Below are 24,566 nucleotides of genomic sequence, written 5' to 3'. Positions count from 1 at the left end.
GTTCTAATTGGACGGTTTTTTTATTTTCTGACTAGGGAACAACGCTGCCAAATGCAATTTTTAGCCACGGTTCGCGAACTGGAATCACATCGCGCCAAACAAAATCCGGATTCCCACTACGCAAAGACAAACGGCAAGCGACCGGATTATTGCCTTTCCCTGTATCTTATGCGACAACCGTGCGCCAATCTGGGCCCCGGGAATGATACCGATGATCAGCCACAATACTAAATGTTGGACTTCAGCCGAAGCGTAACTTCCGTCTACATAGTGTGTAATTACCGTGGCCGACGCCATGATCGCAAGGATGAAGTGAGAGGTCGCGGTAGCGATATGAACCGGAAAACGCAGCCACTCTACCATTGCCGGGACGTGTATGATGCCGCCGCCGATTCCCAAAATCGGAGAAAGATAACCTACGACGACGCTCAAAAACGTACCTTTTCTCCAATCGTAACTGTATTCGTGGACAGTTCCGGAGCGATCGATAAGTTTGCGATGCGTCCAACCTTGGTGCTCCACCACGACTTTGCCTTGAGGCTTGGCCTTCCCGCCTTTTACGAAAAGAAATATTGCCAATCCGATGAGGATCACGCTGAATGCCACATCGAAGGTTCCTTTTTCCATTGATTTCGAAGTCATCACGCCCAAAATCGAGCCCGGAATCGTGCAAACCGCAAAAATAAGTCCTGCTTTATAGTCGACTTTTTTGTTGTACATATAAGCAGACGTCCCGGAAATGGAATTCGCCGCGACGACCGCCATCGAAATGGCCGTCACCGTCCCCGGATCGAATTCGGGATGAAAGACCAGCAACAACGGCACGAGGATAAAACCACCGCCGGCTCCGATGAGCGTGCCGATGGTCCCGATGCACAGTCCGATAAGGATGAGAATCCAGAAACTGTCCATCAATAACCGCTTGTCGGGATGTCGATCACGTATTTCTTGCGCGCCACGTTCGTCAATTTCCGGTCGCGCAGCCAAGGATTGTGGATCTTCAGTATTTTGTAATTGATGCCCTGGCCGTTCGCAAAGGCCGCAAGATCGTTTATCGTCGAATCAACTTCTACTTTTCGTACCGGAAGTAAGGGATATGTTTCCTCTGGCGCCACCGTGAACCCGTAAAGCGCAGGATTCTTCATGATTTCCTTTAGCGCAAGGATCCGGAATACATAGCGAGCGGTTTCTTCGGTCAACAGCAAATCATAATAATTTGTGACTTTCTGGAAATCGATCTGCTTGGTGACACCGGCCACGCCTCCGTTGTAGGAAGCCGCCGCCAGCGTCCAGCTGCCAAGCCGCGCCTTTGAATCGAGCAGATACCGGCATGCCGCCTCGGTCGATTTTTCGAGGTGGTAACGTTCGTCCACGACTTCGTTGACTTCCATGCCTTTCTCTTTTGCAGTGGCGGGCATGAATTGCCAGATGCCGCGCGCCCCGGCGGGAGAAACCGCGTTGACGAGGCCGCTTTCTATCACGGCGAGGTACTTGAAATCGTCAGGAACGCCGTTTTTTGCCAGGATGGGTTCGATTATCGGAAAGGCGCGGTTGGCACGTTTGAGAATGATCAACGTCGTCGCATCGAGATTGGCGTTGACCAGCAACTCTCGGTCGAGGCGTTCGCGAACGTCGGCAATTTGCAACGGCACCTGTTCGCCACAAAAATCGGCTTGCGTCGGAAAGTACATTGCCGTGCCCTCTTTAAGTATTTGTTTTTTGGTATCGGTGGAAACACCATATATAAGAAAACTGCTCGCCATCACGGCAGCGGAAATAATGCCTAATTTTTGTATCGGATTCATGAGAAATCTATTTTAATCTATTTGTAAAACTACGAATTTAAGCGAAAGGCGATCTGACTTCTTTCCCAGCGCCACTTCGTCATCCTTATTGACTGGTTACTGTTGTATCGGTTCACCCAAGATAATTTTCGGCAGATTCTCATTGAGCCATTTGTATTTATTGAGAATCATGATGTGTGTGCCGCCTTTTACGGGAATGTAATCGGTGGTGATGTATTTCGCCGGAAACACTTCGTCCGAATCGCCATGGATGTGAATCACGTTTTGGTCAGCGACCGATCGTTTCCACAAGATGATTTGTTCCAACGCCCAATCGAGGTAAATCTTGTCGCGCATGGCCAGAAATTTCTCGTAAAGCTTGAGGCGCTGGCGGAATTTCGATCCGAACGGCAATTTTTCAAACCGCCCGAAATCCGAAGCCAGATGAGTCGGAAAAATCTTGTAGAGCTTGGTATACTTGGTAAGCCGCATCCTCAGCGGAAACTGGAGATTGCTTTTCACACTCGAAATGATGATGACTTTTGACGGCTTGGCGAACTGCGCCATTTCCTGCACCAAAACGCCTCCGAAGGAAACGCCTATCAATACCGCATCTTCGTCCGTGACGTGAATGCACATGCGGCGCGCGTATTCCGTGAGGCTTTCCCCTGGTTCGGGCAGACTCCATTCAAGAAAGTGGGTCTCAAACTGATCTTCGGGCAATTGTATGCGTTCGAAAATCTCGGGACTGGCGGCAAGGCCTGGCATAAAATATACGGGAATTTTCCTCATAAATGTTTAACGGATTACTAACAGCTCGTCACCGATAAAATCGCGAAATTTGCATAAAAATACTCGTTTCGCCCCGAACGCGTCGTATCGTCAAAATCATTTTATCAAGAAATTGTGATTATGGAGGCCGCTTTCGCCCTCATCGGGCAGCAGCCGATTCGGGTTGTGTTTCCCGACGACCGGCTATCGGCTTTCCCGGATCCTGATCAACGAACCGCTTCCCATATCAATCGTGGAGCGCAAAAGAAATTTTACTATGGAAATAAAGGACAATACTTTTCAACGGCAATTTGAGGCTGATGCCAACGGCAAACTTGTAACGGTCGAATATTCGCATCAGGAACGCAAGATTTTCCTGACGCGCATCGTATCGCCTGAAGGTTTCGAAGACGAGGAATTCATTGGTGGGATGTTGCGCCAAATCCTCGACGGTGCCCGCGAACGCAATCTTAAAGTGGTTCCGACGTTTCCCAAAATCGCGGCTTTCTTCCGGAAAAATCCTGCCTATAAAGATTTGTTGCCGCCGGGAATCAAGATCTAGCGCCCAACCAAGGGCGTTTTTATTGCTTCACCAGCTTTTGTACTACAACGCTCGTCGGTGTTTTGATTCTTAGCAGATACACACCGCGGTTCAACTTGGAAACATTCAATTCGCCTTGAGACAATCTACCCTGGTCAACCTGTTTGCCGTCAAGCGCATGAAGGGAAAATTCACAACCCTTTGCCGTTTCGTCGAGATAGAGTACCTCCGAAACCGGGTTGGGATACATTCCAATCTTATTTGAGCCAATTGGATTCAACGACAGCGCAACATCTGGATCGAGATAATCGGGTGTTCCGTCAGAATTCGTGTCGTCATCTGCAGGATTGCCATTGCCGTTGTAATCTTCGTCTATCGTTGGCACTCCGTCGTCGTCGTCATCTTGATCCGAATAGTCGAAATTCCCGTCACCATCGCTATCGTCGTGTAAGACGCCGTCCTGGTCAAGGTCTTCGTCTGCGTTGAGAATGCCGTCTGAATCTTCATCACCGGAAGGATCGAAGCCCATTACGACAAAACAGCTTAAATATCCGAACGACTCGTAATAAACGGCGGGCACGTATTCTGGTCCGGGTCCGGTGTAGTTGAAGACAATATCCATGGAATAGGAACCGGGTTCATTATGGGTGTAATTTCCGGTAATTATATGGGACGCGCTTACCTCATTCACGTTTACGGTGAATGTGTAATTTGCCGCCAGATCGTAGTCTATCCTTTCTGAAAGAAATGGAATGGCGATTTCGAGGAAGCGGTCGACGTTGATCGTGTAGACGCCGTCCATATCGTAGTCGAGCACATCATAGGACGAACATCCCGGCGGATGGGGCTCTTGGGCCATAACGACAACACCGCTTACCATCAACCACAGAAGTAATAATTTTCTCATATCTTGCGTTTGTACAAAACTACTAATTCCGCTGGACGGACAAGCCTGGAATTTATGATCTCAAACGAACTTCGCGAACAAGTTGTCGATTTCTTCGAAAGCATCCAAAAGTATTATGGCGACCTTACTGAAATTACCGAAGGTTTGTATTCGCATGGCGATACGTTCGACGCGAATCTGACCACCTGGAACTTGTCTGAATTTACGCTACTGCGTTCGGCTTATCGCAACAACGGTGCGCGTTTGATGATGGAAGGCGAGAAAATGTACTATGAGATTTCAGCTGAGCGGTTGGTCGATTTCAAGCATCCGGGGCGACACACGTATGAGTTTATCGAATTGTACGGGATAAATGTGTACCGGATTACGAAAGTGCGGTTTCATTCGCGGTATTAGGGACGCGGTTGGAAGATTTAAGAATTTGTACAGTTTTTCTGTATTGGAGGTATGTGGGATTCCGATATTTTTACGGGTGGGTGGTGGCGGCTTTTTTTGGAAGTCAAAAATTAAGAAAAAACCTACACCTCTTAAACCCAGCCTTATAATTCAACCCGGTTCGGACGCCATCCCTAACCCTTATTTCAACCGGTTGCCAAGACAGTATCAAACGCCATCCTCACCGATCCGTCCTCATCAATCTTCGTAAGGGTAACTTCGTGTAACGTATTGGCCAACTCAGGATTCCACGGCGCTTTTACCTTTACGTAATTTTCGGTAAACCCGTAAATGTACCCTTCCTTGTTTTCATCCTCGAACAAAACCGTGCGCGATGAACCCAACTGGCTTTCGTAAAATGCCCGTCTTTTCTTGACCGACAATCCACGTAACATTTTACTGCGCTTGGCCCTGACGTTCGCCTCGACGACGCCGTCAAATTGGGCAGCTTCCGTATTATCTCTTTCAGAATACGTAAAGACGTGCAGGTAGGAGATCTCCAATTCGTGCAAAAAGTTATACGTGTCGAGGAAATGCTCGTCTGTTTCTCCCGGAAACCCGACGATCACATCAACACCAATGCACGCGTGCGGCATCACTTCGCGAATCTTGGCAACGCGTTCCGTATAAAGTTCGCGCATATAGCGCCGTTTCATCTTTTTGAGAATGTCGTTGCTTCCCGATTGCAGCGGAATATGAAAATGAGGAACGAAAGTCCGCGACTGGGAAACGAACTCGATCGTTTCGTTTTTTAGCAGATTCGGTTCTATCGAAGAAATCCGCAAACGCTCGATCCCTTCGATCTTGTCCAGGTTTTGCACCAGCTCGAAAAATGTGTGCTCGTGTTTTTTGTTGCCGAACTCGCCTTTGCCGTAATCGCCGATATTGACTCCGGTTAGCACGATTTCCTTTATTCCCTTTTCGGAAATTTCCTTCGCGTTGCGCAACACATTTTCCATTGTGTCCGATCTCGAAATCCCACGCGCCAACGGAATCGTGCAATAAGTGCATTTGTAGTCGCAGCCGTCCTGGACTTTCAGGAACGCGCGTGTGCGGTCGCCTATCGAATACGACCCTACATAAAAATCAGCCTCCTGTATCTCGCAGGAATGCACTTCGCCCATGTCGTTCTTGGACAAGTCGTTGATATAATCGGTAATCTTGAATTTCTCGGTAGCACCCAAAACCAGGTCGACACCGTCAACGGCAGCCAACTCTCCCGGTTTTAGTTGCGCATAACAGCCCACGGCGGCGACAAACGCTTTGTCGTTAAGCTTCATCGCCTTGCGCACGACCTGCTTGAACTGTTTGTCGGCATTTTCGGTAACCGAGCACGTATTGATCACGTAAATGTCCGCGACGTCCTCGAATTCAACCCGATCAAAGCCTTCGTCCTGGAAACTGCGCGCGATCGTCGAAGTCTCAGAAAAATTGAGCTTGCAGCCAAGAGTGTAGAATGCGACTTTTTTCCTTTCCATTTTTTGGGCGTTACCTTCGGCCGGGCTTTTCGCTTCAATCTTTCAAACCTCAAAGTTTTAATTCCGCAGCCCTCGTTAAAAATTCGGCCGGGCTCCGGGTTGCAAACCTTTGAGGTTTTCAAGGATTTCCGCTTCAATCCCTAACGCGGCCCGGTCAAAAAGCGGCAGCCGACGTCCGAAATAAGGGCGCAAATTTACGACAAAAATCGGAGCGAAAAAAAACTTGTACCAGTTTATCTTTCGCTATACTTTTCTGGAAAGAAAACAGTTATATAATAAATTCCAATACATGAAACGCCTGATTGTAACCCTCTGCCTGATTCTTACATTATCGGCTTCGGCCCAAAAGAAAAAGATCCAACCGTCCCAACTTCCTGAGAAAGCGATCACGTTCATCGAAAGCAATTTTACCAGCATCGCATTGCGCCATTGCATGCAATTCACCGAAGGCGACAATGTGCGCTACAAAGCCGTGCTCGCGGACGACACCGAAATCGACTTCAACGTCGACGGCCAATGGAAGGAAATTGACGGGAAAGTGCACTCGATCCAACCCACGTTTCTAGGGCAGACCATCATCGGATACCTCAAGAAAAACGCTCCCGGCCAACGCCTGCTCAAAGCCACGACCGACGGAAAGACCATTACGGCCACGCTCGTAAACAGCCAGCAATTTACGTTTGACAATTCAGGAAAATTTTTAAAGTAAACATTCCCCAAAGCTTTATTAACATCGACGAACGGATTGCACTATGTCGTATATTGTAAAGTAATTAACAACGACACAGCTATGAAAACGATTTTTAGATTTGGATTTTTGATACTTTGCGCTTTCTGTGCCAAAGCGCAATCGGCAAAGATTTCGGTCGCGGAACTCCCCACTGCGGCACGTACTTTTTTGAACCAGCATTACAAATACCGTCCCATCGAATACGTCCGGAAAAAGGAACAGGGCGGGTTTCCCTACACGGTAAAATTGGCTCAGGGCACCCAGATTTGCTTCGGGGAAAACGGGGACTGGTGCAAAATAGACGGCGATGGCGCCTCTTTGCCAAAAGCACTTGTCCCTACTCAGATTGCTTCTTACGTAAAGGAAAAATATCCGAAGAAACGCATCACCTATATCGAGAAAGATAACGACAAGATTGACATCAACCTCAACAACAACGTCGGGCTCGAATTCGACGCGATGGGCAATCTTTCGGAATAATCCTAAAGACATATTAAAGAAATTGTTTCCAGCCGGCACGCGTCGTAACTTAATGCTACTAAATCGACACGACCATGAAAACAACATTCATTTTGGCGATAGTGCTAAGTGCATTAAGCGCAAACGCCCAGCTCAACAAAATCAAGGTTTCGGAACTGCCACAGCCGGCCCAGGCATTTCTCAGCGAACATTTCAAAGAATACAAAATTGCGCAAGCATACAAGGAAAGCCAAATCGGCGAGAAAGGTTTTGAAGTCAAAATGACCGACGGAACCGAAGTGGAATTTACCAAAGACGGAAAATGGCGCGAAGTGGACGGAAACGACAAACCCATTCCGACCGCGTTTATCGACAAAAAAATAACTTCCTATATAGCCAAGGCCTATCCGGGAAAGAAAATTACCCACATCGACTACGGCCACAAAGACATCGATGTCGATCTCGAAGGAAAACTGGACCTGGAATTCGACAAGAACGGAAATTTCCTCAAAGGAGAAATTGACGACTAAAAAAAATCCCTCGGCTGAGGGATTTTTTTATTCTTTTCGATAGTGTTTCGTCTCTTCGAAAATATGCTCGAGAATGCGGGCTTCCTGTTCGTCAAATTCCAGGTTGCGGCGTGACATCACGATCCTGGCGGTCTCGAATGCTTTGTTGGTCAGATACGTCGTAAAGCCCGAAGCGCCTCCCCAGCTGAAACTTGGAACGAAATTGCGCGGAAAGCCGGAACCGAAAATATTGGCACTGACGCCTACGACCGTTCCGGTATTGAACATCGTATTGATGCCACATTTCGAGTGATCGCCCATCATCAGCCCGCAAAACTGCAATCCGGTCTTTACGAAACCACCTTTCTCGTAGCTCCACAGTTTGACTTCTTCGTAATTGTTTTTCAGGTTGGAATTGTTCGTGTCGGCGCCCAAATTGCACCATTCGCCAAGAACGGAATTCCCAAGGAAACCGTCGTGCCCTTTGTTCGAGTAGCCAAACAGCACGGAATTGGAAACTTCCCCTCCAATCCTCGAATGCGGGCCTACCGTCGTGGCGCCGTAAACCTTCGTCGCGAGTTTGACCTGGCCGCCTTCGCATAACGCAAATGGTCCGCGGATCACGGAATTCTCCATAATCTCTGAGTTCCTACCTATATAAATCGGGCCTGTCGAGGCATTGAGCGTGACGAATTCCAGCTTCGCCCCTTCTTCGATAAAGATATTTTCGGCTGCGATCACATTGACGCTCGACGGAATCGGTTGGGAGACGCGGTCTTCGGTCAAAAGCTCAAAATCCTCACGCAAAGCGGCGTCGTTCTTGGCAAAAATGTCCCAAGGATTTGAAACCGTAATGCAATCGTCTTCGAATTCCAGTATCTCATAGGAATCAAAATCGACTTCCTCCTGCGTATCCTGGGTAAAAAAGGCGATGATCTCACCGTTTTTAGCGATCGCCTGCTTCGGTTCGAGGCTTTTGACCATTTCGGCAAGCACCTCGTTCGGGCAGTACGATGCGTAAATCATCACGTTTTCTTCCATTTCCACCATCGGATATTTTTCCGAGAGATATTCCTCGGTCAAGGTAGTCGTGGTATTGCCGAGATACCGTTCCCATTTTTCGCGGATGGTCAATATTCCGATGCGGATATCGGCCACGGGGCGCGTGAACGTAAAAGGAAGCAAGGCGTTGCGGACGGGGCCGTCGAAGAGGATGTAGTTCATGAAATTAGCGAATTAGCGAATTAACGAATTAGCGAATTTTGCGCTGACCCGTAATTCTTCCCGAAAGTACAAACTTCCAACCAATTCAAAAAGCGAAACTCCTGACAAACGCGAACCTTAACGACAAGATCATTCCTTCGCTAATTTATCATTCGCTAATTCGCTAATTGACACATTCGCTAATTAAACAAAAAAGCCCTCCGTTTCGGGAAGGCTTTTCGTAATTTTGAACACTAATTTGCGATTCGCGATTACTTGCTGAATTTCGCGTATTTGTTTTTGAACTTGTCGATACGGCCAGCGGTATCGATAAGTTTTGATTTACCAGTGTAAAAAGGGTGTGAAGTTCTTGAGATCTCCATTTTCACCACAGGATATTCCACTCCTTCGTGTGTGATGGTTTCTTTTGTGTCAGCAGTTGACTTGGTGATGAAAACCTCATCGTTAGACATGTCTTTGAATGCGACGAGTCTGTAATTTTCAGGGTGAATTCCTTTTTTCATGGTGTATCCTTTTAATGAGCCGCTTTCGTCCTGAAGCTTCGCGATGAAGGTATGGCCTACGGACAGCTTTTGATTTACTGTTTAATTTTGAGTGTGCAAATGTACGATTATTTTTTAAAAACCAAACAACTACAACTTATTTTTGCATCGTTTTTTTCGTAAAAGCGTTAGTTCGGATTTACTATATTTGTTAACCAAAAATAAACAACAATCATTATGGATCAAGCTATCAAGAAAAACGGAACTACCTACGGTATCATTTTGGGCGTCATCGGCATTTTGACCACCACCCTAATTTACGTCTTCCAATTGTACACGGCCTGGTGGGTCTCACTTTTGAGCTTCGTGATTTCCATCGTTATGTATTGCATGATGCTGTCCAAGACCAAAAAAGAAATGGGTGGTGTTTATTCGTTCAAAGATGCTTTCACCACTTTTTTCATCGCCGCCGTCATTGCGGTCCTCATCGGAACCATTTACAATGTCGTGCTTTACAATTTCGTCGATCCGGGCGCTAAGGAAGTCGTTAAGGAAGAGTCGATCAAGGCCACGGTAAGCATTTTGGAGAAACTGGGCACACCGAATTCCGAAATCAACAAAGCCGTAGAAAAACTCGAAGGCGAAGATCAATTTTCGATCGGTGCATTGATTACGAACGCAGCGATCATAACTGCCATCAGCTGTATTCTCGGCCTCATCCTGGCGCTCATTTTCAAAAGCCGCCCCACCTACAAGGAATAAATGAATTTATCTATCGTTATCCCACTGCTCAACGAAGAAGAATCGCTTCGGGAGCTTCACGACTGGATTGTATCGGTCATGCAGAAAAACGCCTACACCTATGAAGTGATTTTCATAGACGACGGCAGCACCGACAATTCCTGGCAAATCATACAAACCCTTTCGCATGAAAACGAACATGTGAAAGGGATTCGTTTTATGAAGAACTTCGGAAAATCCCAGGCCTTGCACGCCGGTTTTTCCGCGGCCAAAGGCGACGTGGTCATCACCATGGACGCCGATCTTCAGGACAACCCGGACGAGATTCCGGAACTTTTTGCGATGATCACAAACGATCGCTTCGACCTGGTCTCGGGCTGGAAAAAGAAGCGGTACGACAACGTGGTGATGAAAAACCTGCCGTCTAAATTGTTTAACTGGGCGGCTCGGATGACTTCGGGTGTTCGCCTGCACGATTTCAATTGCGGATTGAAGGCTTACCAGAACCGGGTCGTGAAAAACGTGGAGGTTTCGGGCGAAATGCACCGATACATTCCGGTTTTGGCCAAAAACGCCGGCTTCAAGAAAATCGGCGAAAAAGTGGTGAAACACCAAGCCCGTAAATACGGGGAAACCAAGTTCGGGATGAATAGATTCGTCAACGGTTTCCTGGATTTGATCACGATTTGGTTCCTGTCCCGATTCGGAAAGCAGCCGATGCATTTGTTCGGCGCCCTGGGTTCGGTCATGTTCGTTATCGGATTTTGTGCTGCGGGCTACATTGGCATCGCAAAACTGATACGCCTTTACGACGGCCAACCGACGATACTCGTAACCCAAAACCCGTGGTTTTACATCTCACTCGCAACGATGATCATCGGCACACAATTGTTCCTTGCCGGATTTTTGGGCGAAATCATACTGCGCGCCAAAAGCAGCAATGATCGTTATAAAATTACGGATACGGTGAATCTGGAGGTTTGAAGTTTAAAGTTTAAAGTTTGAGGTTTAAAGTATACGACCTGACGGGAAATTACCTTTGACCTTTGTTACGGCTTCGGCTCAAAGATTTATAAACGCCTTAACAAATACGGTCGCGAATTTTAAGGAAATTTAGCGATCGGAACCAAAAGCCTAGCCCCGATTGCAGTGAAAATCCTTTTTTCGCTTTCTTTAAGCGGAAAAGATTGTAGCGAAAAGCGGGAAAAAGCTGCTAATAAAAAACATCAGAATGCATATTGAAAAAGCGATACTCGACCGCGTAAACGAATGGCTTACGCCCGATTTTGACCGCGAAACACGCGAAAAAATCGAAGACTTGATGACGTCGAACCCAAAAGAACTCGAGGAGAGTTTTTACAAAAACCTCGAATTCGGGACAGGCGGAATGCGCGGCGTGATGGGCGTCGGGACGAACCGCATCAACCAATACACACTTGGCAAAAACACCCAGGGACTCAGCGATTACCTGCACAAGTCGTTTCCGAACCAGCCAATCAAGGTTGTGATCGCTTACGATTGCCGACACAACTCGAATACGCTGGCCAAGGTCGTTGCCGATGTCTTTTCGGCAAACGGGATCCAGGTTTATCTGTTCTCGGATCTGCGTCCGACGCCGGAACTGTCGTTTGCGCTCAAACACCTCAAATGCCAGTGCGGAATCGTCCTGACGGCTTCACACAACCCTCCTGAATACAACGGTTACAAAGTGTATTGGGAAGACGGCGGGCAGCTCGTTCCGCCTCAGGACAAGGAAATCATCGAAATGATTGAATCGCTTTCGTACGACCAGGTCAAATTCACGCCCAATGAAAAGCTGATTGCGATGATCGATAAGGACGTCGATGCGGCTTTCGTGGCTTCAACTGTGGAAAACGCGAGTTTCGACACGCCTCAGGCTGCGAAAGACCAGCTGAGCATCGTTTATACCTCGCTTCACGGCACGTCGATCAAGTCGATTCCGGCGGTTTTGGAAAAAGCCGGTTACAAGAACCTGCACATCGTTCCCGAACAGGCGACTCCGGATGGTGATTTCCCAACCGTCAAATCGCCGAATCCAGAAGAGCCCGAAGCGCTTTCGATGGCGGTTTCGCTTGCAGATAAACTCAATGCGGACATCGTCATAGGAACCGACCCAGACGCCGACCGACTCGGCATCGCCGTTCGCGACAACGACAACAAGCTCGTGCTTTTGAACGGCAACCAGACGATGGTGCTGATGACACATTTCCTTTTGGAACAATGGCGCAAAAAAGGCAAACTCAACGGCAACCAATTCATAGGATCGACAATCGTTTCGACGCCGATGATGCACGAACTGGCATCGGCTTACGGAGTCGAATGCAAGGTCGGATTGACGGGTTTTAAGTGGATCGCAAAATTCATAAAGGATTTCCCGAACCAGCAATTTATCGGCGGAGGAGAAGAAAGCTTCGGATTCATGGTAGGCGACAAAGTGCGCGACAAGGACGCTGTTGGCGCGACGCTGTTGATTTGCGAAGTCGCGGCCCAGGCGAAAGCCAACGGAAGTTCGGTTTACAAAGAGCTTCAAAAAATGTATGTCGATTTCGGATTTTACAAGGAACATTTGGTATCGCTGACCAAAAAGGGAATTGAGGGCGCCCAGGAAATCAGGCAAATGATGATCGACCAGCGCCAAAACCCGATTGCGGAAATTGCCGGCGAACGCGTGGTTTTGGTAGAGGATTACCAATCATCCGTGGCGAAAAACTTGCTGACGGGAGAAGAGGAAAAACTGTCGATCCCAAAATCGGATGTGTTGATTTACTATACCGAGGACGGTGCCAAAATAGCGGCGCGACCAAGCGGGACCGAACCAAAAATCAAGTTTTACGTCAGCGTGAATGCGGCGATCGATTCGGTTGACGACATTCCTTCTGCAACAAAACAATTGGACGATAAGATCAAAGCGATCATCCGCGACCTCAAAATCGATTAATGAGCAGTTTAAAAAAGATCGTTCCGTTCGCGAAACCGTATAAAAAATACGCCTTCCTGAATATTTTCTTCAACGTGTTATATGCGTTGTTCAGCACGTTGTCGTTCGTGGCGCTGATGCCGATGCTCGACGTCTTGTTCGGGACCGACAAAAAGGTGTTGGTCCGGCCCGTTTATACCGAAGAATTGGGTTGGAAAGACTATGCGTCGGAACTGCTTGCTTACCATACGACACAATATACGGAAGCGCACGGCATCGGGAACACGTTGACGATACTCGTGATTTGCATCATCGCGATTTTTTTGCTCAAGAATCTTTGCGACTACCTGGCGATGTATTTTATCACGTTCTTAAAAAACGGCGTCCTGCGCGACCTGCGCGTGGCGATGTACGAAAAGATCCTGCATTTGCCGATCGCTTTTTTTTCCGAGAAGCGAAAAGGAGACACAATAGCGCGTATTTCCAACGATGTGAACGAGGTGCAGAATTCGTTGCTCGCGATTCTCGAACTCATCGTAAAAGAACCGCTCACGATCGTGTTCACCATTGTGACGATGTTTACGATAAGTGTGGAATTGACTGCGTTTGTCTTTGTCTTTATCCCGATTTCGGGTTATATCATTTCGCTCGTCGGGAAACAGCTCAAGAAAAAGTCGTCCATGGCGCAAAAGGAACAGGGCAACTTTCTATCGACGCTTGAAGAAACGCTTGGCGGACTCAAGGTCGTCAAATCCTATAACGCCGAGACGCATTTTGGAAACGCGTTCCGCAACAGCACCAATCGCTTTTTCAGGCTATCCAACAGCATCGTGAACCGCCAGAACCTTGCCTCTCCTTTGAGCGAATTCATGGGAATCGCCGTAATCGCTTTCCTTCTGATTTACGGCGGACAAATGGTGCTGGTCGACAAGACGCTTGCGGCGAGTTCGTTCATTACCTATATGGGATTGGCCTACAATATCCTGACGCCGGCCAAAGCGATTTCAAAAGCATCGTATGGCGTGAAACGCGGTGCCGCTGCCGCAGATCGCGTACTGGAAATCCTGCACGAGCACAATCCGATTGTCACAAAGGCAGGCGCAATCCACAAGGAAACGCTGGAAACCGGCATCCAAATACAGGATATCACGTTCGGGTATCTCGACGACAAGGTTCTCAAAAATTACTCACTGACGGTCAAAAAAGGCGAAACCGTGGCGTTGGTCGGACAGTCGGGAAGCGGAAAAAGCACGATCGCAAACTTACTGACGCGGTTTTACGATGTCGATTCGGGAGAAATCCTCGTCGACGGAACCGACATACGCGATCTTGACATGCAGTCGCTGCGCGGGCTTATCGGATTAGTGACCCAGGATTCGATTTTGTTCAACGATACCATCAAGGCGAACGTTTCGCTCGGACGCCCGAACGCAACCGATGACGAAGTGATTGAGGCGTTGAAAGTCGCAAACGCATACGAATTTGTAAAAGATTTGCCCGATGGCATCATGACGAACATAGGCGATGCAGGCAACAAACTGTCTGGCGGGCAAAAACAACGTTTGAGCATTGCGCGCGCCGTGCTTAAAAACCCGCCGATCATGATCCTTGACGAGGCCACCTCGGCACTGGATACCGAAAGCGAACGACTGGTTCAGCAAGCGCTCGAGAACATGATGCAGAACCGGACGTCGGTTGTGATCGCACACAGATTGTCCACGATACAAAAAGCCGATCGCATCGTGGTCATGCAGAAAGGCCAGATCATGGAGCAAGGCACTCATGACGAATTGATCGCGCGCGACGGCGTTTACCGCAAGCTGGTCAACATGCAGTCATTCGAATAATATAAGATTTTGTAAACGGCCCGGTATTATTCGGGTCGTTTTTGTTTGGTAGCTTTGTCGTAACGATGAATTGTTGGGCCGGCTGGCTTGTGCCGAAACGGTCCGTGATTTGGAGGCCGGCGGAATTTATGACCCGAACGTCTAACGGAGAAGACTGGTCGTCGTGAAAAGCAAACCGGTTTGGAAAAGCCAGCGTTAGGGATTGAAGCATCTGTTTGAGCTCGCGGCGCAGTGGCAACGGAGCCGCAGCGAGTGCGCAAAGCCCGGCCGCGGCCGACTGTTTTTGTTTCGGAACCAATTGTTGAGCCGCGGCAACGCCCATCAGTCATCGTTCATTATTAATTACTTAACACCGATTCCAGTGTATATCCACGACAATTCCATCAAACTCCCTCCAAACGCCGACACTGTCGTTTGGAAGTACATGGATTTGTCCAAGCTGATCGACGTTTTGCTCTCGGGAAAGATGTTCATGTCGCGTTCGGACAAGTTCGAAGACCAATACGAAGGGACTTTTTCTGAACCGACGTTCGAGGAGATCAAGAAATTGTCGGCGGACAATCCCGAATTTTTGCATTACTACAAACAGCATCGCGAGCAGGTCGTGATCTCGTCCTGGCATCTCAACGAGTATGAGTCGTTCGCGATGTGGCAGATTTTTACCCAAAAGCAGGAAGGTTTGGCGATACAATCGACGATTGGGCGTTTGCAGCAAGCGCTGGCTCCGGAAAAACAATTCAGTCAGTATATAGGCGAAGTGAACTACATTGACTATAAAAAAGAGCACATTCCGTTCGACAACGCGTTCTTCCCGTTCCTGTTCAAGCGCAAGAGTTTCCAATATGAACGCGAGGTACGCATCATTACCGATGTCTCGGACTTTGGGATCAGGATCGACAACGGGCTCAAGATCGATGTGGACATTTGCCGGATGATCGAGAAAATTTACATTCACCCGAAGTCTGAAAACTGGTACAAAAACCTGGTAATTGAGCTTGTGAAGCGGTTGGGATTTGATTTTGAAATCGAGAAATCAGATCTTGAAAGCGACATCCTGATTTAATCGAGTCGTAAGATCGCGCCATTATTTTCCGGCTTTTTAGTATACTTGCGCAAACAAACGCCAATGACGACCTGTAAGAATTGCAACACAACTTTCGAAGGAAATTTTTGTAACCATTGCGGACAAAAGGCCAAGACCGCCCGCCTCGACTGGAATTACGTTGCCGATGAGGCGAAGTATACGTTCCTGCATTTTAACGGAGGTGCGACCTATACGCTTAAACAGCTCGTGACGCGTCCCGGGCATGCGGCTCGAGAGTTCATCGAAGGCAAACGCGTGAAGCACTATAAACCGCTGTTGCTGATTTTCGTGCTCGCAGGGTTTTACAGTTTGCTCATGCACTATGTTGACGTGACGCGTTATTTCGAGGGAGTAGCGGAAGAAGAGAAATTGAAGATGTACGTTTCGTTTAATGACTGGATAATCAGCCATTATTCGCTCGTGGAAATCGGCATGTTGCCCATTGCCGCGTTTGCGTCCTGGTTACTGTTCAGGAACAGCGGCTACAATTTCATTGAAAACCTCATCCTTAATGCATTCGCTTCTTCGCTGAAAATACTTTTCGGATTGGCGACGGTACCGATCCTATTGCTGTTGGCGCACCATCCGTCATTCCAACTGGTTTATAATCTGGTTTTTCTGATACAATTCGCGCTGATCTTTGTAGTATACATTCAGGCGTTCGATCGGTACAATGCAGCGAAAGTCGCTTTAAAGACATTGGTCGCCATTGTGATCCAATATTCGATTGTCATGTTGATCGTGGTGGTTTGGGTAGTGGTTACGCTGATCCTGAATCCGGGAAAATATCCGATGGTGAAATGATCAAACCGGCTTGTATTCGACCACTTTCCAATCTGCCGACAATAAATCGATAAAATTGTAGTGAATGACGTCGTCCTTGTCGAATTCCCCGCTTTTGTTGGTGTCTTCAATAGTCCGGAAGTACAACCTGTTTTTAGAATCGACGAAGTTCCAGTCGATGAGTTCCTGATAGTCAGGCGACACTTTTACCATTCTACCGCCACCGACTTCGCTGAGATACAACGTACGGATATCGTTCGCATCGAGCTTGCTGTCCTGGTTCGTGTCCATATCGGCGAGCGAATACACCATGAGCTGGTGTTTGGTCTTGTCGGCGAATGCCTTGAGAAACGTAGCGGTTTGAAGCAAGACTGGCTTTTCGAACACCGGCTTGATCGAATCCGATTCGACTTGCTGGACCATCAGGTTCTTCAGGTATCCCGTGATCTCGAATTCCCCGTAATTGGAAACGGTAAAACTTCCTCTTTCATAGCTGTAGCCTGATTTTCGCGTTCCGTCCATCACGCGGTACTGCCCGACGGGATGAATGAGATAGGACGTCCCTGAAATATGGATCGGCAAATCGGCTATCTCGATCTCGGACGTATCGGCAGCGTTCTCAGCCTTCGCCTCTCTGGTCTTATAGGTCACTTTCGGCTTTTCGGTTTCTTCATTCTTGCAGGAAATCGCAAGCAAAGCCAAGGACATCGAGAGCAACAACGCTTTTTTCATGAGACTGGAATTCGGGTTACACATCAAATATAATCAAATTTAAAAAGGACACTTTGCGTTAGTTCAACCTTGCGGAAAGTTTAACGTTAAACACGCGTGTCGTCATATAGTTCGGGATGCCGTACTGATTTTTGGTGTAGACATCGCGCACCCACGTATTGGTGATCGCATTCTGGTTGTTGAACATGTTGAAGATTTCAAAGCCGAGCGACAAATCCTGGAATTTCCTTAGCCAGTGGCCCTCGGCACGCTTGTCGTTGTTTTCTGTAAAAACGTATGAAAAACCGACGTCCGCACGACGGTAATCACGCAAACGGCTTTGGTACACATAAGGATCGGCGTACGAAGGCGAACCTCCCGGCAAACCGGTATTGTAGACCATGTTGATGTACACTTTTACGTTCGGGAGCGCCGGCATGTAATCCTGGAACAGCACGCCGAATTTGAGTCGCTGATCTGTCGGACGGGCGATGTAACCGCGGTCGTTGAGATTTTCCTCCGTTTTCATATAACTGAAACTGAACCACGATTCCGTTCCCGGTACAAATTCCCCGTTGAGCCTCATGTCAAGGCCGGTCACAAACGCTTTGGCGTCGTTGTTGGCTCGATACCGGATCCGGACGTTGTCGAGCGTATACGTGTTGACATCCGACAGCGACTTGTAATATGCCTCGGCCGTAAATTTGAACGGACGGTCCCAAAGCTTGAAACTGTAATCCCCTCCCAGCACGTAATGGATCGAACGCTGCGCCTTCACGTCGGGATTGACCGTTCCGGAAGAATCGCGCAATTCCCTGTACATCGGCGGCTGATGGTACAAACCTCCCGAAACGCGGAACAACACGTCGCGCTGCCAGGCCGGCTTTATCGTAAACTGGGCGCGCGGGCTAAACGTCGTCTGGCTTTTTCCGTCCTGTCCGAATTCGTTTTTCACGCTCCAGTTATGGGCGCGTGTCCCAACATTTAGCCAAATGTCGCTGGTTCCCAATTTTGCCTTCTTGCTCCATTGAACGAATCCTGAAAGCCGGTCGATCTTGGTAAAGTTGAGCGCCCTGACATTCTGGTAAGGCACTAGCGGCCCGGTATACGGATTATATGGTTGGTCGTTTATCGGCAAATCGACAATAGGCGGATTGAGCGAAAATCCCGCGGAATCGATGACTTCCCATTCCACAAGGCGGTCGCGTATGTCTTCTCTTGAATATCTGAATCCCCACTCGATCGTGGTTTCCTTCGGAAGCTTGTGCGAACCTTTGATCTCGGCGTTTGCGATGAATGCGTCGAGATCGTTTCGCGCGTGGTTGAGCTGCTCGCCTATCCCGCGGCTAAAAACGACGTCGCCAAAGGTTTCGGATCCTATGTTCGCATCGACTTCGCCGAGAAAGTAAGCCGCGTTGATGTCGAAGTGCTCCTGTTCTATGGCGTGATATGCCGACCCGATGAACTTTAGCGTGAAATTGTCTGAAACTTTGTAAGCGGTTTTGAACGCCCCGAAATAAGTCTCGTATTTGTCTTTTTCCTGCCCGTCATAAAATACTTGGAGCGCGATCGGCTCGTCTATCGTACCAAAATTAGTTTGGCGCGTCAACGGTTGGTAATTATAGCGATTCTGGGAAATGTTGCCCAGGAAGCTGAACGTCCATCTTGGAGAAGGCTGGAAGTTGATATTCGTCTGTATGTCGAAGAAACGCGGCCTGAAATTGGTCTCCGTTTCCTGGCTGTTCACGAAAAGGCTGTTATCGCGATAACGGGCGCCTATCAATCCGCTCCATTTGTTGTTCTTTGACACGAGGTCTGCCGAAACGCTTCCGCCAAGCAGACTCGCCTGTGCCGACGCACCGAACTTGGTCGGGACGCGATAGGTAATGTCAAGCACGGAAGACAATTTGTCGCCATACTTCGACTGGAATCCGCCAGACGAAAAGTTGACGTCCTGGACCAGATCGGTATTCGTGAAACTCAACCCTTCCTGTTGTCCCGATCGTATCAAAAACGGGCGATACACTTCGATCTCATTAACATACACAAGGTTTTCGTCATAGTTTCCTCCACGCACCGAATAGGCCGTGCTCAATTCGTTGTTGCTCGTGACGCCCTGAAGCAGTTTTACGATATTTTCAACACCGGCGTTCGCACCGGGGATATTGCGGACGACTTCCGGCTTTATGTTGATGACGCCTTCCACCTGTCCTCTATTGGCCATTGTGATCACCACGTCTTTCAATTGCTCGAACTTGGTATTCATCACCGGATTGAACTGCAACGTTTCGCCCGCTTTGAGCTCGAACGGTTGGGAAATCGCCTTATAAGCAGGATGCGTAATGGAAAGCGTCACCGGTTGGTTGGCCCGGACGTCGATGGCGAAAAATCCCGACTCGTCCGTGATTACCGAGTTTTCGTCCACTTTGACCGTGGCTCCGTCTATGGCTTTGTTGTCTTCGTCCAAAAGGACTCCGGTGATTCTCGCGTTCTGGGCAAATGCCACCATTCCGAACAATAGGAAAAATAGCGAAAATAAAAGTTTGTTGGTCTTCAAATGGTTTGGTTTTACGGAGTTTGGCTCCTCAAAAAATACGTTTCAAATATAGCGGAATTTCCCACATTGTCAGTCACGACGAGTTTTAAATCATTTCGCCCATCCACCGCATGATCACTAGTCGAAAACCAATGCGTGATGCGACGGCTCTTGTAGTCGAATTCAAAAAGCACCCATTTTCCGTTGAGATAGCCTTTGTAGTCCTTGATTCCGGAAAGCGCGTCCGATATCGTAAACGAAATGCTGCCTTCCTTCACCAGTTTGCCTTCGATCTTTTTCGGGCTTGTGATCTTGGGTGCGTCGACATCCTTGGCAAGCTTGAATGCGCCCATATTTTTGGTATAAGTCGAAAACGTAGAGCCTTTGCGCTTCGTGGAGTTATAGCCGAGGCGCGAACCGTTTACCGAAGCGACGAACGTTTTTTCGCGATCCTGTTCCGCAATCGATCTGTCATCTATCGTCACGTTGAAACTGGAATGTACCGGAATATCGTCGTTCCCGAACGTCATCACATTCCCATCTACCTCAAAATTTACGAACGTATCTTCATAAAACGATTTCGCCGGGACGAATACTGAAAAACCGCCTTTTTCGAGATTGGTGTCCCGCGTAGCCGAAACCAGATAACCGGACGACTTGGCTTCCGCAGCCGCAGCCGTCGCCGGCAGTGCGTATTCTATCGGGATGTTGATGACGATGTTGTTTCCGTAAAAATCAGAGATCTCCAAACGGGACACTTTGTTCATGTTCGGATCCATGAGAATCGCACCGTTCGATTCATCGGTCCTGATCAGGCTGAAATCGTTCGACTGCCGCCTGAAAAGCCGTTGCACGCGCTGGCCGGTCTTGCGATACCGCGGATAATCGATCAAGGCGTTGATGTAACGCGACTCGTCGAACGCGAACGTATTGAATTCGTAGCCGTACGACAATTGGCCGTTGACGTAATTCTCCACTTTGTAGACGCCGTTTTTCCCGGGCGAATAATCACATTTGTCATAGGCGCTGATGCCGAATCCGATGCGGCCGTTGGCGGTGATCTTCTCCGCAATATAGCTTCCGTCTTCCGCAAGCCGGATGTCGACCATCACGGGAACTTTCGCACCGTTGATCTCCGAATTCGCGTCGATCGGATACGCCAATAAATTTTGCAATACCGGTTTCTTGTTGTCGAGTATGATCTTGTCGAAGCCGAAAAACAACGGATTGATGATCTTCTCCGATTTGGTGTCCCGTATCTCGAAGTGCAGATGCGGCCCTTCCGAACCGCCCGTATTCCCGGAAAGCGCGATGATGTCGCCCTTTGCAACCTTGAGCTCGTCCGGTTTCGGAAACAATTCGACCTCGAACGATTCCTGTTTGTACTGCGCCTCACGAATATACTTCTCAACGGTAGCCGAACCCATTTTGAGGTGGCCGTAAACCGTCGTAAAACCGTTCGGATGATCGATATAGATGGCTTTCCCGTAGCCGTAAGGCGAAATCTTGATACGGGAAATGTAGCCGTCGCCGGAAGCGTAAATGTTCAAGCCTTCCTTTTGCTGCGTCCTGAAGTCGAAGCCCGCATGAAAGTGGTTGGAGCGCAACTCTCCAAAATTCCCTGACAATTGCAGCGGAATGTCGAGCGGAGATCGAAAAAAATCTTTTGGGTAAACGTCCTGGGCATAGATAGGCGCATACAAAAACGAAAGGAGTAGAAAAAATCGCATGGCGTAAAATTTTGAGTGATCACGGGCATTCCCCGTTTTGCTAAGATAAAAAAGCCCAACCGAACTCGGGTGTATTTTTTCTGTATAACGCCGTTTTTTAAGGTAAAATTTCGAATGGAAGCCAAATTGTTCGTTTTCAGACTTTTTTCGCGGCGTTTCCCGCTGTACGCTATAGTCCTCCCAAAAAAGCGTTTTTCCATCGGGCCAAAACGCGCTTCCTTCGGTCGCGGTTTCAGCCCGTGTCAAAATCGCTTTTGTCGCTGCGGGCTGCCGCTTCCATCGGGGCCGGAACCTCCGCAAAGAACCGCCTGTAGTGTCCCGATTTCACGGCTCGAACGACCTCCCTAAATGAAGATCCCATTCTTTTCCTGAAAAAAATTTCCGTAATTAATGTGAAATACTACCTTTGTGATTCAGCTAATGACAAGGTTTCCGTATGAGTGAAATAGCAGGAATTATTGACACTCTCGAAGGCAGGATCAAAAAACTGCTCCAAAAGATCGACGCCCTCGAGGCAGAGAACAAAGGACTTCGGGACGAGGCGATAAAAGCTGCAGGAACGTTTGACAGCCAGTCGAGGGAAATCGACGGGCTGAAATCGGCAAACGAAACACTCCGGATGGCCAATTCATTGCTGGGCAGTGACGACAACAAAAGAGATACGAAGCTCAAGATAAATTCATTGATACGGGAAATAGATTACTGTATCGCCCAGCTCGCGGACTAATGGACGAAAAGCTCAAGATCAAACTCTCGATAGCCGACCGCGTTTATCCGTTAACGGTAAACATGTCGCAGGAAGAAGGCCTGAGAAGCGCGGCCCGCAAGATCGAAGTCATGATCAAGCAGTTCGAGGAAAGTTATGCCGTACGCGACAAACAGGACGTCCTGGCCATGTGTGCGTTGCAGTTTGCTTCACAGTTGGAGCAAAAACAGCTTGACAACGCCATAGACGGGACCGAAACCTTGCAGCGTTTGAGCGAGATCAATGAAATGCTCGCCGAATATCTCAACCGATAAACACGTTCTTTACATAGACAACGATACTGCCTACATTAGTTACCATTTGATAAACTCAACATTAAACAATTCAAATGGGTGAATCTCCGCTCCTAAAGCACGCCGGCTTGTCCCGGATCCTTGAACCGCGGGTTAGCCCAAAACTTGTCATAACGAGTTTATGCAAGCGCCTAATGTAGGCTTTTTTTATAGCCATTTTTCAATGGTTTGCAGCAATAACCACGAGGCGACAAATCCTCAAAACACTTAATTTAACCAACATGGACACCATTTTATTTATAATCATCGGCGCGGTAATCGGAATCGGGGGAGGTTTCGCCATTGCCAAGATGCTCGAGAAAAAGAGCGCGGCGGCCTTGCTCAAAACAGCAAAGAGAGATGCCTCGCTCATCATAAAAGACGCCAATCAGGAAGCTGAAAACATAAAAAAGGACAAGATCCTCCAAGCCAAAGAAAAATTCATCGAACTCAAGGCAGAGCACGAACAGGTAATCCTTTCGCGCGACAAAAAGACGGCCGAAGCTGAAAAACGCATACGCGACAAGGAGTCCCAGGTATCCAACGAACTTTCCAAAACAAAAAAGCTAAACGACGATTTCGAAGCCAAAGCCGCGGAATACACGTCCAAACTCGAAATGCTCGAGCGCAAGACACAGGAAGTCGAAAAAATGCACAAGAGCCAACTCAACCAGCTTGAGGTGATTTCCGGCCTTTCTGCAGAAGATGCCCGCGAACAGCTCGTGGAAGGATTGCGCGCTGAAGCCAAGACAAAGGCGATGGCCCACATCCAGGATACCATCGAGGAAGCAAAACTGACGGCCCAGCAAGAGGCCAAGAAAATCATCATCAACACGATCCAGCGCGTAGGAACAGAGGAAGCCGTCGAAAATTGCGTTTCGGTGTTCAACATCGAGTCGGACGACGTTAAGGGTCGCATCATTGGTCGCGAAGGACGTAACATTCGCGCCATCGAAGCTGCGACAGGAGTTGAAATCATCGTTGACGACACGCCGGAAGCCATCATCCTTTCGTGTTTCGATCCGGTTCGCCGTGAAATCGCGCGCCTGTCACTCCACAAATTGGTCACGGACGGACGCATCCATCCGGCCCGTATCGAAGAAGTCGTCGCCAAGACGTCCAAACAAATTGAAGAAGAAATCGCCGAGGTCGGTAAACGCACCGTGATCGATCTTGGAATCCACGGTCTGCATCCGGAATTGATCAAGATCGTCGGACGCATGAAATACCGCTCGTCTTACGGCCAAAACCTTTTGCAGCACTCCCGCGAAGTCTCGAAACTTTGCGGCATCATGGCTGCGGAACTCGGCTTGAACGTAAAACTCGCCAAGCGCGCCGGTCTTTTGCACGATATCGGTAAAGTGCCTGATACGGAAAGCGACCTTCCACACGCATTGCTTGGTATGCAGTGGGCGGAGAAATACGGGGAGAAAGAAGAAGTGTGCAACGCCATCGGGGCGCACCACGACGAGATCGAGATGAAATCGTTGCTTTCGCCTATCGTACAGGTTTGCGATGCGATCTCAGGAGCGCGTCCGGGCGCACGTCGCCAGGTTTTGGATTCTTACATTCAGCGTCTGAAAGACCTCGAGCAAATCGCCTTCGGATTCCAGGGCGTCAAAAATGCCTACGCTATCCAGGCCGGGCGCGAACTTCGCGTAATCGTGGAAAGCGAAAAGGTATCAGATGAAATGGCGGGAACGCTTTCTTTCGAGATTTCCCAGAAAATCCAGACCGAAATGACGTATCCGGGCCAGGTGAAAATCACCGTGATCCGGGAAACCAGGGCGGTCAATATCGCAAAATAAACTTCGAGAAAGTTCAGCAAGCATCCCATC

Annotated in this window: 24 protein-coding genes and 1 other RNA gene; 15 read left to right on the top strand and 10 right to left on the bottom strand. The window is 48.5% G+C overall.

What is annotated here, in order from left to right:
* Positions 1–84: 84 nt before the first annotated feature.
* The 3 genes from HC229_RS09805 to HC229_RS09795 all read right to left on the bottom strand — a co-directional run bounded on the left by HC229_RS09805 (position 85) and on the right by HC229_RS09795 (position 2,576).
* Positions 85–912: a sulfite exporter TauE/SafE family protein gene (locus HC229_RS09805; protein WP_223845576.1), complete on the bottom strand. Its 828-nt coding sequence runs from the start codon at positions 910–912 to the stop codon at positions 85–87.
* Positions 912–1,805 carry a lytic transglycosylase domain-containing protein gene (locus HC229_RS09800; protein ID WP_191020306.1) on the bottom strand — a complete coding sequence of 298 codons (894 nt, stop codon included), beginning with the start codon at positions 1,803–1,805 and terminating at the stop codon, positions 912–914. Before HC229_RS09800 ends, HC229_RS09805 begins: the two co-directional genes overlap by 1 nt.
* 96 nt (positions 1,806–1,901) lie before the next feature.
* Positions 1,902–2,576 carry a lipase family protein gene (locus tag HC229_RS09795; RefSeq protein ID WP_191020305.1) on the bottom strand — a complete coding sequence of 225 codons (675 nt, stop codon included), beginning with the start codon at positions 2,574–2,576 and terminating at the stop codon, positions 1,902–1,904.
* 256 nt (positions 2,577–2,832) lie between these two features.
* On the opposite strand from HC229_RS09795, the gene HC229_RS09790 reads away from it, so the two are divergent.
* Complete coding sequence (locus HC229_RS09790) at positions 2,833–3,117, top strand: GNAT family N-acetyltransferase (protein ID WP_191020304.1); 285 nt, start codon at positions 2,833–2,835, stop codon at positions 3,115–3,117.
* A 19-nt stretch (positions 3,118–3,136) separates the two neighbouring features.
* On the opposite strand, the gene HC229_RS09785 is transcribed toward HC229_RS09790, so the two are convergent.
* Positions 3,137–4,003 carry a T9SS type A sorting domain-containing protein gene (locus HC229_RS09785; RefSeq protein ID WP_191020303.1) on the bottom strand — a complete coding sequence of 289 codons (867 nt, stop codon included), beginning with the start codon at positions 4,001–4,003 and terminating at the stop codon, positions 3,137–3,139.
* A 54-nt stretch (positions 4,004–4,057) separates the two neighbouring features.
* On the opposite strand from HC229_RS09785, the gene HC229_RS09780 reads away from it, so the two are divergent.
* Positions 4,058–4,399: a hypothetical protein gene (locus HC229_RS09780; protein WP_191020302.1), complete on the top strand. Its 342-nt coding sequence runs from the start codon at positions 4,058–4,060 to the stop codon at positions 4,397–4,399.
* A 185-nt stretch (positions 4,400–4,584) separates the two neighbouring features.
* Here the strand turns inward: HC229_RS09780 and mtaB are convergent, their stop codons facing one another.
* Positions 4,585–5,916 (bottom strand): tRNA (N(6)-L-threonylcarbamoyladenosine(37)-C(2))-methylthiotransferase MtaB, encoded by a 1,332-nt coding sequence (mtaB, locus tag HC229_RS09775; RefSeq protein WP_191020301.1) that lies wholly within the window; start codon positions 5,914–5,916, stop codon positions 4,585–4,587.
* Between the two features lie 289 nt (positions 5,917–6,205).
* Between mtaB and HC229_RS09770 the strand changes: the two genes are divergently transcribed.
* The 3 genes from HC229_RS09770 to HC229_RS09760 all read left to right on the top strand — a co-directional run bounded on the left by HC229_RS09770 (position 6,206) and on the right by HC229_RS09760 (position 7,635).
* Entirely contained in the window at positions 6,206–6,625 is a 420-nt protein-coding gene (locus tag HC229_RS09770; RefSeq protein ID WP_191020300.1) for a PepSY-like domain-containing protein, read from the top strand.
* Between the two features lie 81 nt (positions 6,626–6,706).
* The gene (locus HC229_RS09765; RefSeq protein WP_191020299.1) at positions 6,707–7,126 is read left to right on the top strand and encodes a PepSY-like domain-containing protein; all 420 of its coding nucleotides are present in this window, start codon (positions 6,707–6,709) and stop codon (positions 7,124–7,126) included.
* A 74-nt stretch (positions 7,127–7,200) separates the two neighbouring features.
* Positions 7,201–7,635 carry a PepSY-like domain-containing protein gene (locus HC229_RS09760; RefSeq protein WP_191020298.1) on the top strand — a complete coding sequence of 145 codons (435 nt, stop codon included), beginning with the start codon at positions 7,201–7,203 and terminating at the stop codon, positions 7,633–7,635.
* A gap of 27 nt (positions 7,636–7,662) precedes the next feature.
* On the opposite strand, the gene HC229_RS09755 is transcribed toward HC229_RS09760, so the two are convergent.
* Complete coding sequence (locus HC229_RS09755; protein ID WP_191020297.1) at positions 7,663–8,838, bottom strand: GlmU family protein; 1,176 nt, start codon at positions 8,836–8,838, stop codon at positions 7,663–7,665.
* A gap of 251 nt (positions 8,839–9,089) precedes the next feature.
* Positions 9,090–9,341, bottom strand: a complete 252-nt coding sequence (locus tag HC229_RS09750; protein ID WP_191020296.1) for a type B 50S ribosomal protein L31 — start codon at positions 9,339–9,341, stop codon at positions 9,090–9,092.
* 216 nt (positions 9,342–9,557) lie between these two features.
* On the opposite strand from HC229_RS09750, the gene HC229_RS09745 reads away from it, so the two are divergent.
* From HC229_RS09745 to HC229_RS09720, 6 genes are all read left to right on the top strand, one after another.
* Positions 9,558–10,082, top strand: a complete 525-nt coding sequence (locus tag HC229_RS09745) for a DUF4199 domain-containing protein (RefSeq protein WP_191020295.1) — start codon at positions 9,558–9,560, stop codon at positions 10,080–10,082.
* Entirely contained in the window at positions 10,083–11,045 is a 963-nt protein-coding gene (locus tag HC229_RS09740) for a glycosyltransferase family 2 protein (protein WP_191020294.1), read from the top strand.
* Positions 11,046–11,292: 247 nt separating this feature from the next.
* Entirely contained in the window at positions 11,293–13,020 is a 1,728-nt protein-coding gene (locus tag HC229_RS09735; protein ID WP_191020293.1) for a phospho-sugar mutase, read from the top strand.
* Positions 13,020–14,846, top strand: coding sequence for an ABC transporter ATP-binding protein (locus tag HC229_RS09730; RefSeq protein ID WP_191020292.1), 1,827 nt, complete (start codon positions 13,020–13,022; stop codon positions 14,844–14,846). Before HC229_RS09735 ends, HC229_RS09730 begins: the two co-directional genes overlap by 1 nt.
* A 361-nt stretch (positions 14,847–15,207) precedes the next feature.
* Positions 15,208–15,909, top strand: coding sequence for a hypothetical protein (locus HC229_RS09725; RefSeq protein WP_191020291.1), 702 nt, complete (start codon positions 15,208–15,210; stop codon positions 15,907–15,909).
* Between the two features lie 63 nt (positions 15,910–15,972).
* Positions 15,973–16,734 carry a DUF3667 domain-containing protein gene (locus HC229_RS09720; RefSeq protein ID WP_191020290.1) on the top strand — a complete coding sequence of 254 codons (762 nt, stop codon included), beginning with the start codon at positions 15,973–15,975 and terminating at the stop codon, positions 16,732–16,734.
* Here the strand turns inward: HC229_RS09720 and HC229_RS09715 are convergent, their stop codons facing one another.
* The 3 genes from HC229_RS09715 to HC229_RS09705 are packed head-to-tail and all read right to left on the bottom strand — an operon-like array spanning position 16,735 to position 21,690.
* Positions 16,735–17,445 (bottom strand): hypothetical protein, encoded by a 711-nt coding sequence (locus HC229_RS09715; RefSeq protein ID WP_191020289.1) that lies wholly within the window; start codon positions 17,443–17,445, stop codon positions 16,735–16,737. It abuts the gene before it with no gap.
* A 58-nt stretch (positions 17,446–17,503) separates the two neighbouring features.
* Entirely contained in the window at positions 17,504–19,981 is a 2,478-nt protein-coding gene (locus tag HC229_RS09710; protein WP_408610267.1) for a TonB-dependent receptor, read from the bottom strand.
* 11 nt (positions 19,982–19,992) lie between these two features.
* Complete coding sequence (locus tag HC229_RS09705; protein WP_191020288.1) at positions 19,993–21,690, bottom strand: M23 family metallopeptidase; 1,698 nt, start codon at positions 21,688–21,690, stop codon at positions 19,993–19,995.
* A 436-nt stretch (positions 21,691–22,126) separates the two neighbouring features.
* Here HC229_RS09705 and HC229_RS09700 point away from each other — a divergent pair, with 436 nt between their 5' ends.
* The 4 genes from HC229_RS09700 (at position 22,127) to rny (ending at position 24,536) form a co-directional block, all read left to right on the top strand.
* On the top strand, positions 22,127–22,417 hold the full coding sequence (locus HC229_RS09700; protein WP_191020287.1) for a hypothetical protein: 291 nt from the start codon (positions 22,127–22,129) through the stop codon (positions 22,415–22,417).
* Positions 22,417–22,710 carry a cell division protein ZapA gene (locus HC229_RS09695; RefSeq protein WP_191020286.1) on the top strand — a complete coding sequence of 98 codons (294 nt, stop codon included), beginning with the start codon at positions 22,417–22,419 and terminating at the stop codon, positions 22,708–22,710. Before HC229_RS09700 ends, HC229_RS09695 begins: the two co-directional genes overlap by 1 nt.
* A 53-nt stretch (positions 22,711–22,763) precedes the next feature.
* Positions 22,764–22,870, top strand: a non-coding RNA gene (gene ssrS / locus HC229_RS09690) — 6S RNA.
* A gap of 100 nt (positions 22,871–22,970) precedes the next feature.
* On the top strand, positions 22,971–24,536 hold the full coding sequence (gene rny / locus HC229_RS09685) for a ribonuclease Y (RefSeq protein WP_191020285.1): 1,566 nt from the start codon (positions 22,971–22,973) through the stop codon (positions 24,534–24,536).
* Positions 24,537–24,566 lie beyond the last annotated feature (30 nt).

Origin of the sequence: Flavobacterium selenitireducens, assembly GCF_014748335.1 — a bacterium.
In the GTDB taxonomy this organism is placed as follows: Bacteria; Bacteroidota; Bacteroidia; order Flavobacteriales; family Flavobacteriaceae; genus Flavobacterium; species Flavobacterium selenitireducens.
Note: the sequence above shows the minus strand (reverse complement) of the source record. Positions and strands in the feature narration are given on the sequence as shown.

Coding starts and splice junctions, on each gene's coding strand:
- HC229_RS09700 (WP_191020287.1), top strand. CDS start 22,127: ATGAGTGAAATAGCAGGAATTATTGACACTCTCGAAGGCAGGATCAAA.
- HC229_RS09730 (WP_191020292.1), top strand. CDS start 13,020: ATGAGCAGTTTAAAAAAGATCGTTCCGTTCGCGAAACCGTATAAAAAA.
- HC229_RS09705 (WP_191020288.1), bottom strand. CDS start 21,690: ATGCGATTTTTTCTACTCCTTTCGTTTTTGTATGCGCCTATCTATGCC.
- HC229_RS09790 (WP_191020304.1), top strand. CDS start 2,833: ATGGAAATAAAGGACAATACTTTTCAACGGCAATTTGAGGCTGATGCC.
- HC229_RS09715 (WP_191020289.1), bottom strand. CDS start 17,445: ATGAAAAAAGCGTTGTTGCTCTCGATGTCCTTGGCTTTGCTTGCGATT.
- HC229_RS09800 (WP_191020306.1), bottom strand. CDS start 1,805: ATGAATCCGATACAAAAATTAGGCATTATTTCCGCTGCCGTGATGGCG.
- HC229_RS09780 (WP_191020302.1), top strand. CDS start 4,058: ATGATCTCAAACGAACTTCGCGAACAAGTTGTCGATTTCTTCGAAAGC.
- rny (WP_191020285.1), top strand. CDS start 22,971: ATGGACACCATTTTATTTATAATCATCGGCGCGGTAATCGGAATCGGG.
- HC229_RS09735 (WP_191020293.1), top strand. CDS start 11,293: ATGCATATTGAAAAAGCGATACTCGACCGCGTAAACGAATGGCTTACG.
- HC229_RS09795 (WP_191020305.1), bottom strand. CDS start 2,576: ATGAGGAAAATTCCCGTATATTTTATGCCAGGCCTTGCCGCCAGTCCC.
- HC229_RS09765 (WP_191020299.1), top strand. CDS start 6,707: ATGAAAACGATTTTTAGATTTGGATTTTTGATACTTTGCGCTTTCTGT.
- HC229_RS09750 (WP_191020296.1), bottom strand. CDS start 9,341: ATGAAAAAAGGAATTCACCCTGAAAATTACAGACTCGTCGCATTCAAA.
- HC229_RS09760 (WP_191020298.1), top strand. CDS start 7,201: ATGAAAACAACATTCATTTTGGCGATAGTGCTAAGTGCATTAAGCGCA.
- HC229_RS09740 (WP_191020294.1), top strand. CDS start 10,083: ATGAATTTATCTATCGTTATCCCACTGCTCAACGAAGAAGAATCGCTT.
- HC229_RS09695 (WP_191020286.1), top strand. CDS start 22,417: ATGGACGAAAAGCTCAAGATCAAACTCTCGATAGCCGACCGCGTTTAT.
- mtaB (WP_191020301.1), bottom strand. CDS start 5,916: ATGGAAAGGAAAAAAGTCGCATTCTACACTCTTGGCTGCAAGCTCAAT.
- HC229_RS09770 (WP_191020300.1), top strand. CDS start 6,206: ATGAAACGCCTGATTGTAACCCTCTGCCTGATTCTTACATTATCGGCT.
- HC229_RS09720 (WP_191020290.1), top strand. CDS start 15,973: ATGACGACCTGTAAGAATTGCAACACAACTTTCGAAGGAAATTTTTGT.
- HC229_RS09745 (WP_191020295.1), top strand. CDS start 9,558: ATGGATCAAGCTATCAAGAAAAACGGAACTACCTACGGTATCATTTTG.
- HC229_RS09755 (WP_191020297.1), bottom strand. CDS start 8,838: ATGAACTACATCCTCTTCGACGGCCCCGTCCGCAACGCCTTGCTTCCT.
- HC229_RS09785 (WP_191020303.1), bottom strand. CDS start 4,003: ATGAGAAAATTATTACTTCTGTGGTTGATGGTAAGCGGTGTTGTCGTT.
- HC229_RS09805 (WP_223845576.1), bottom strand. CDS start 912: ATGGACAGTTTCTGGATTCTCATCCTTATCGGACTGTGCATCGGGACC.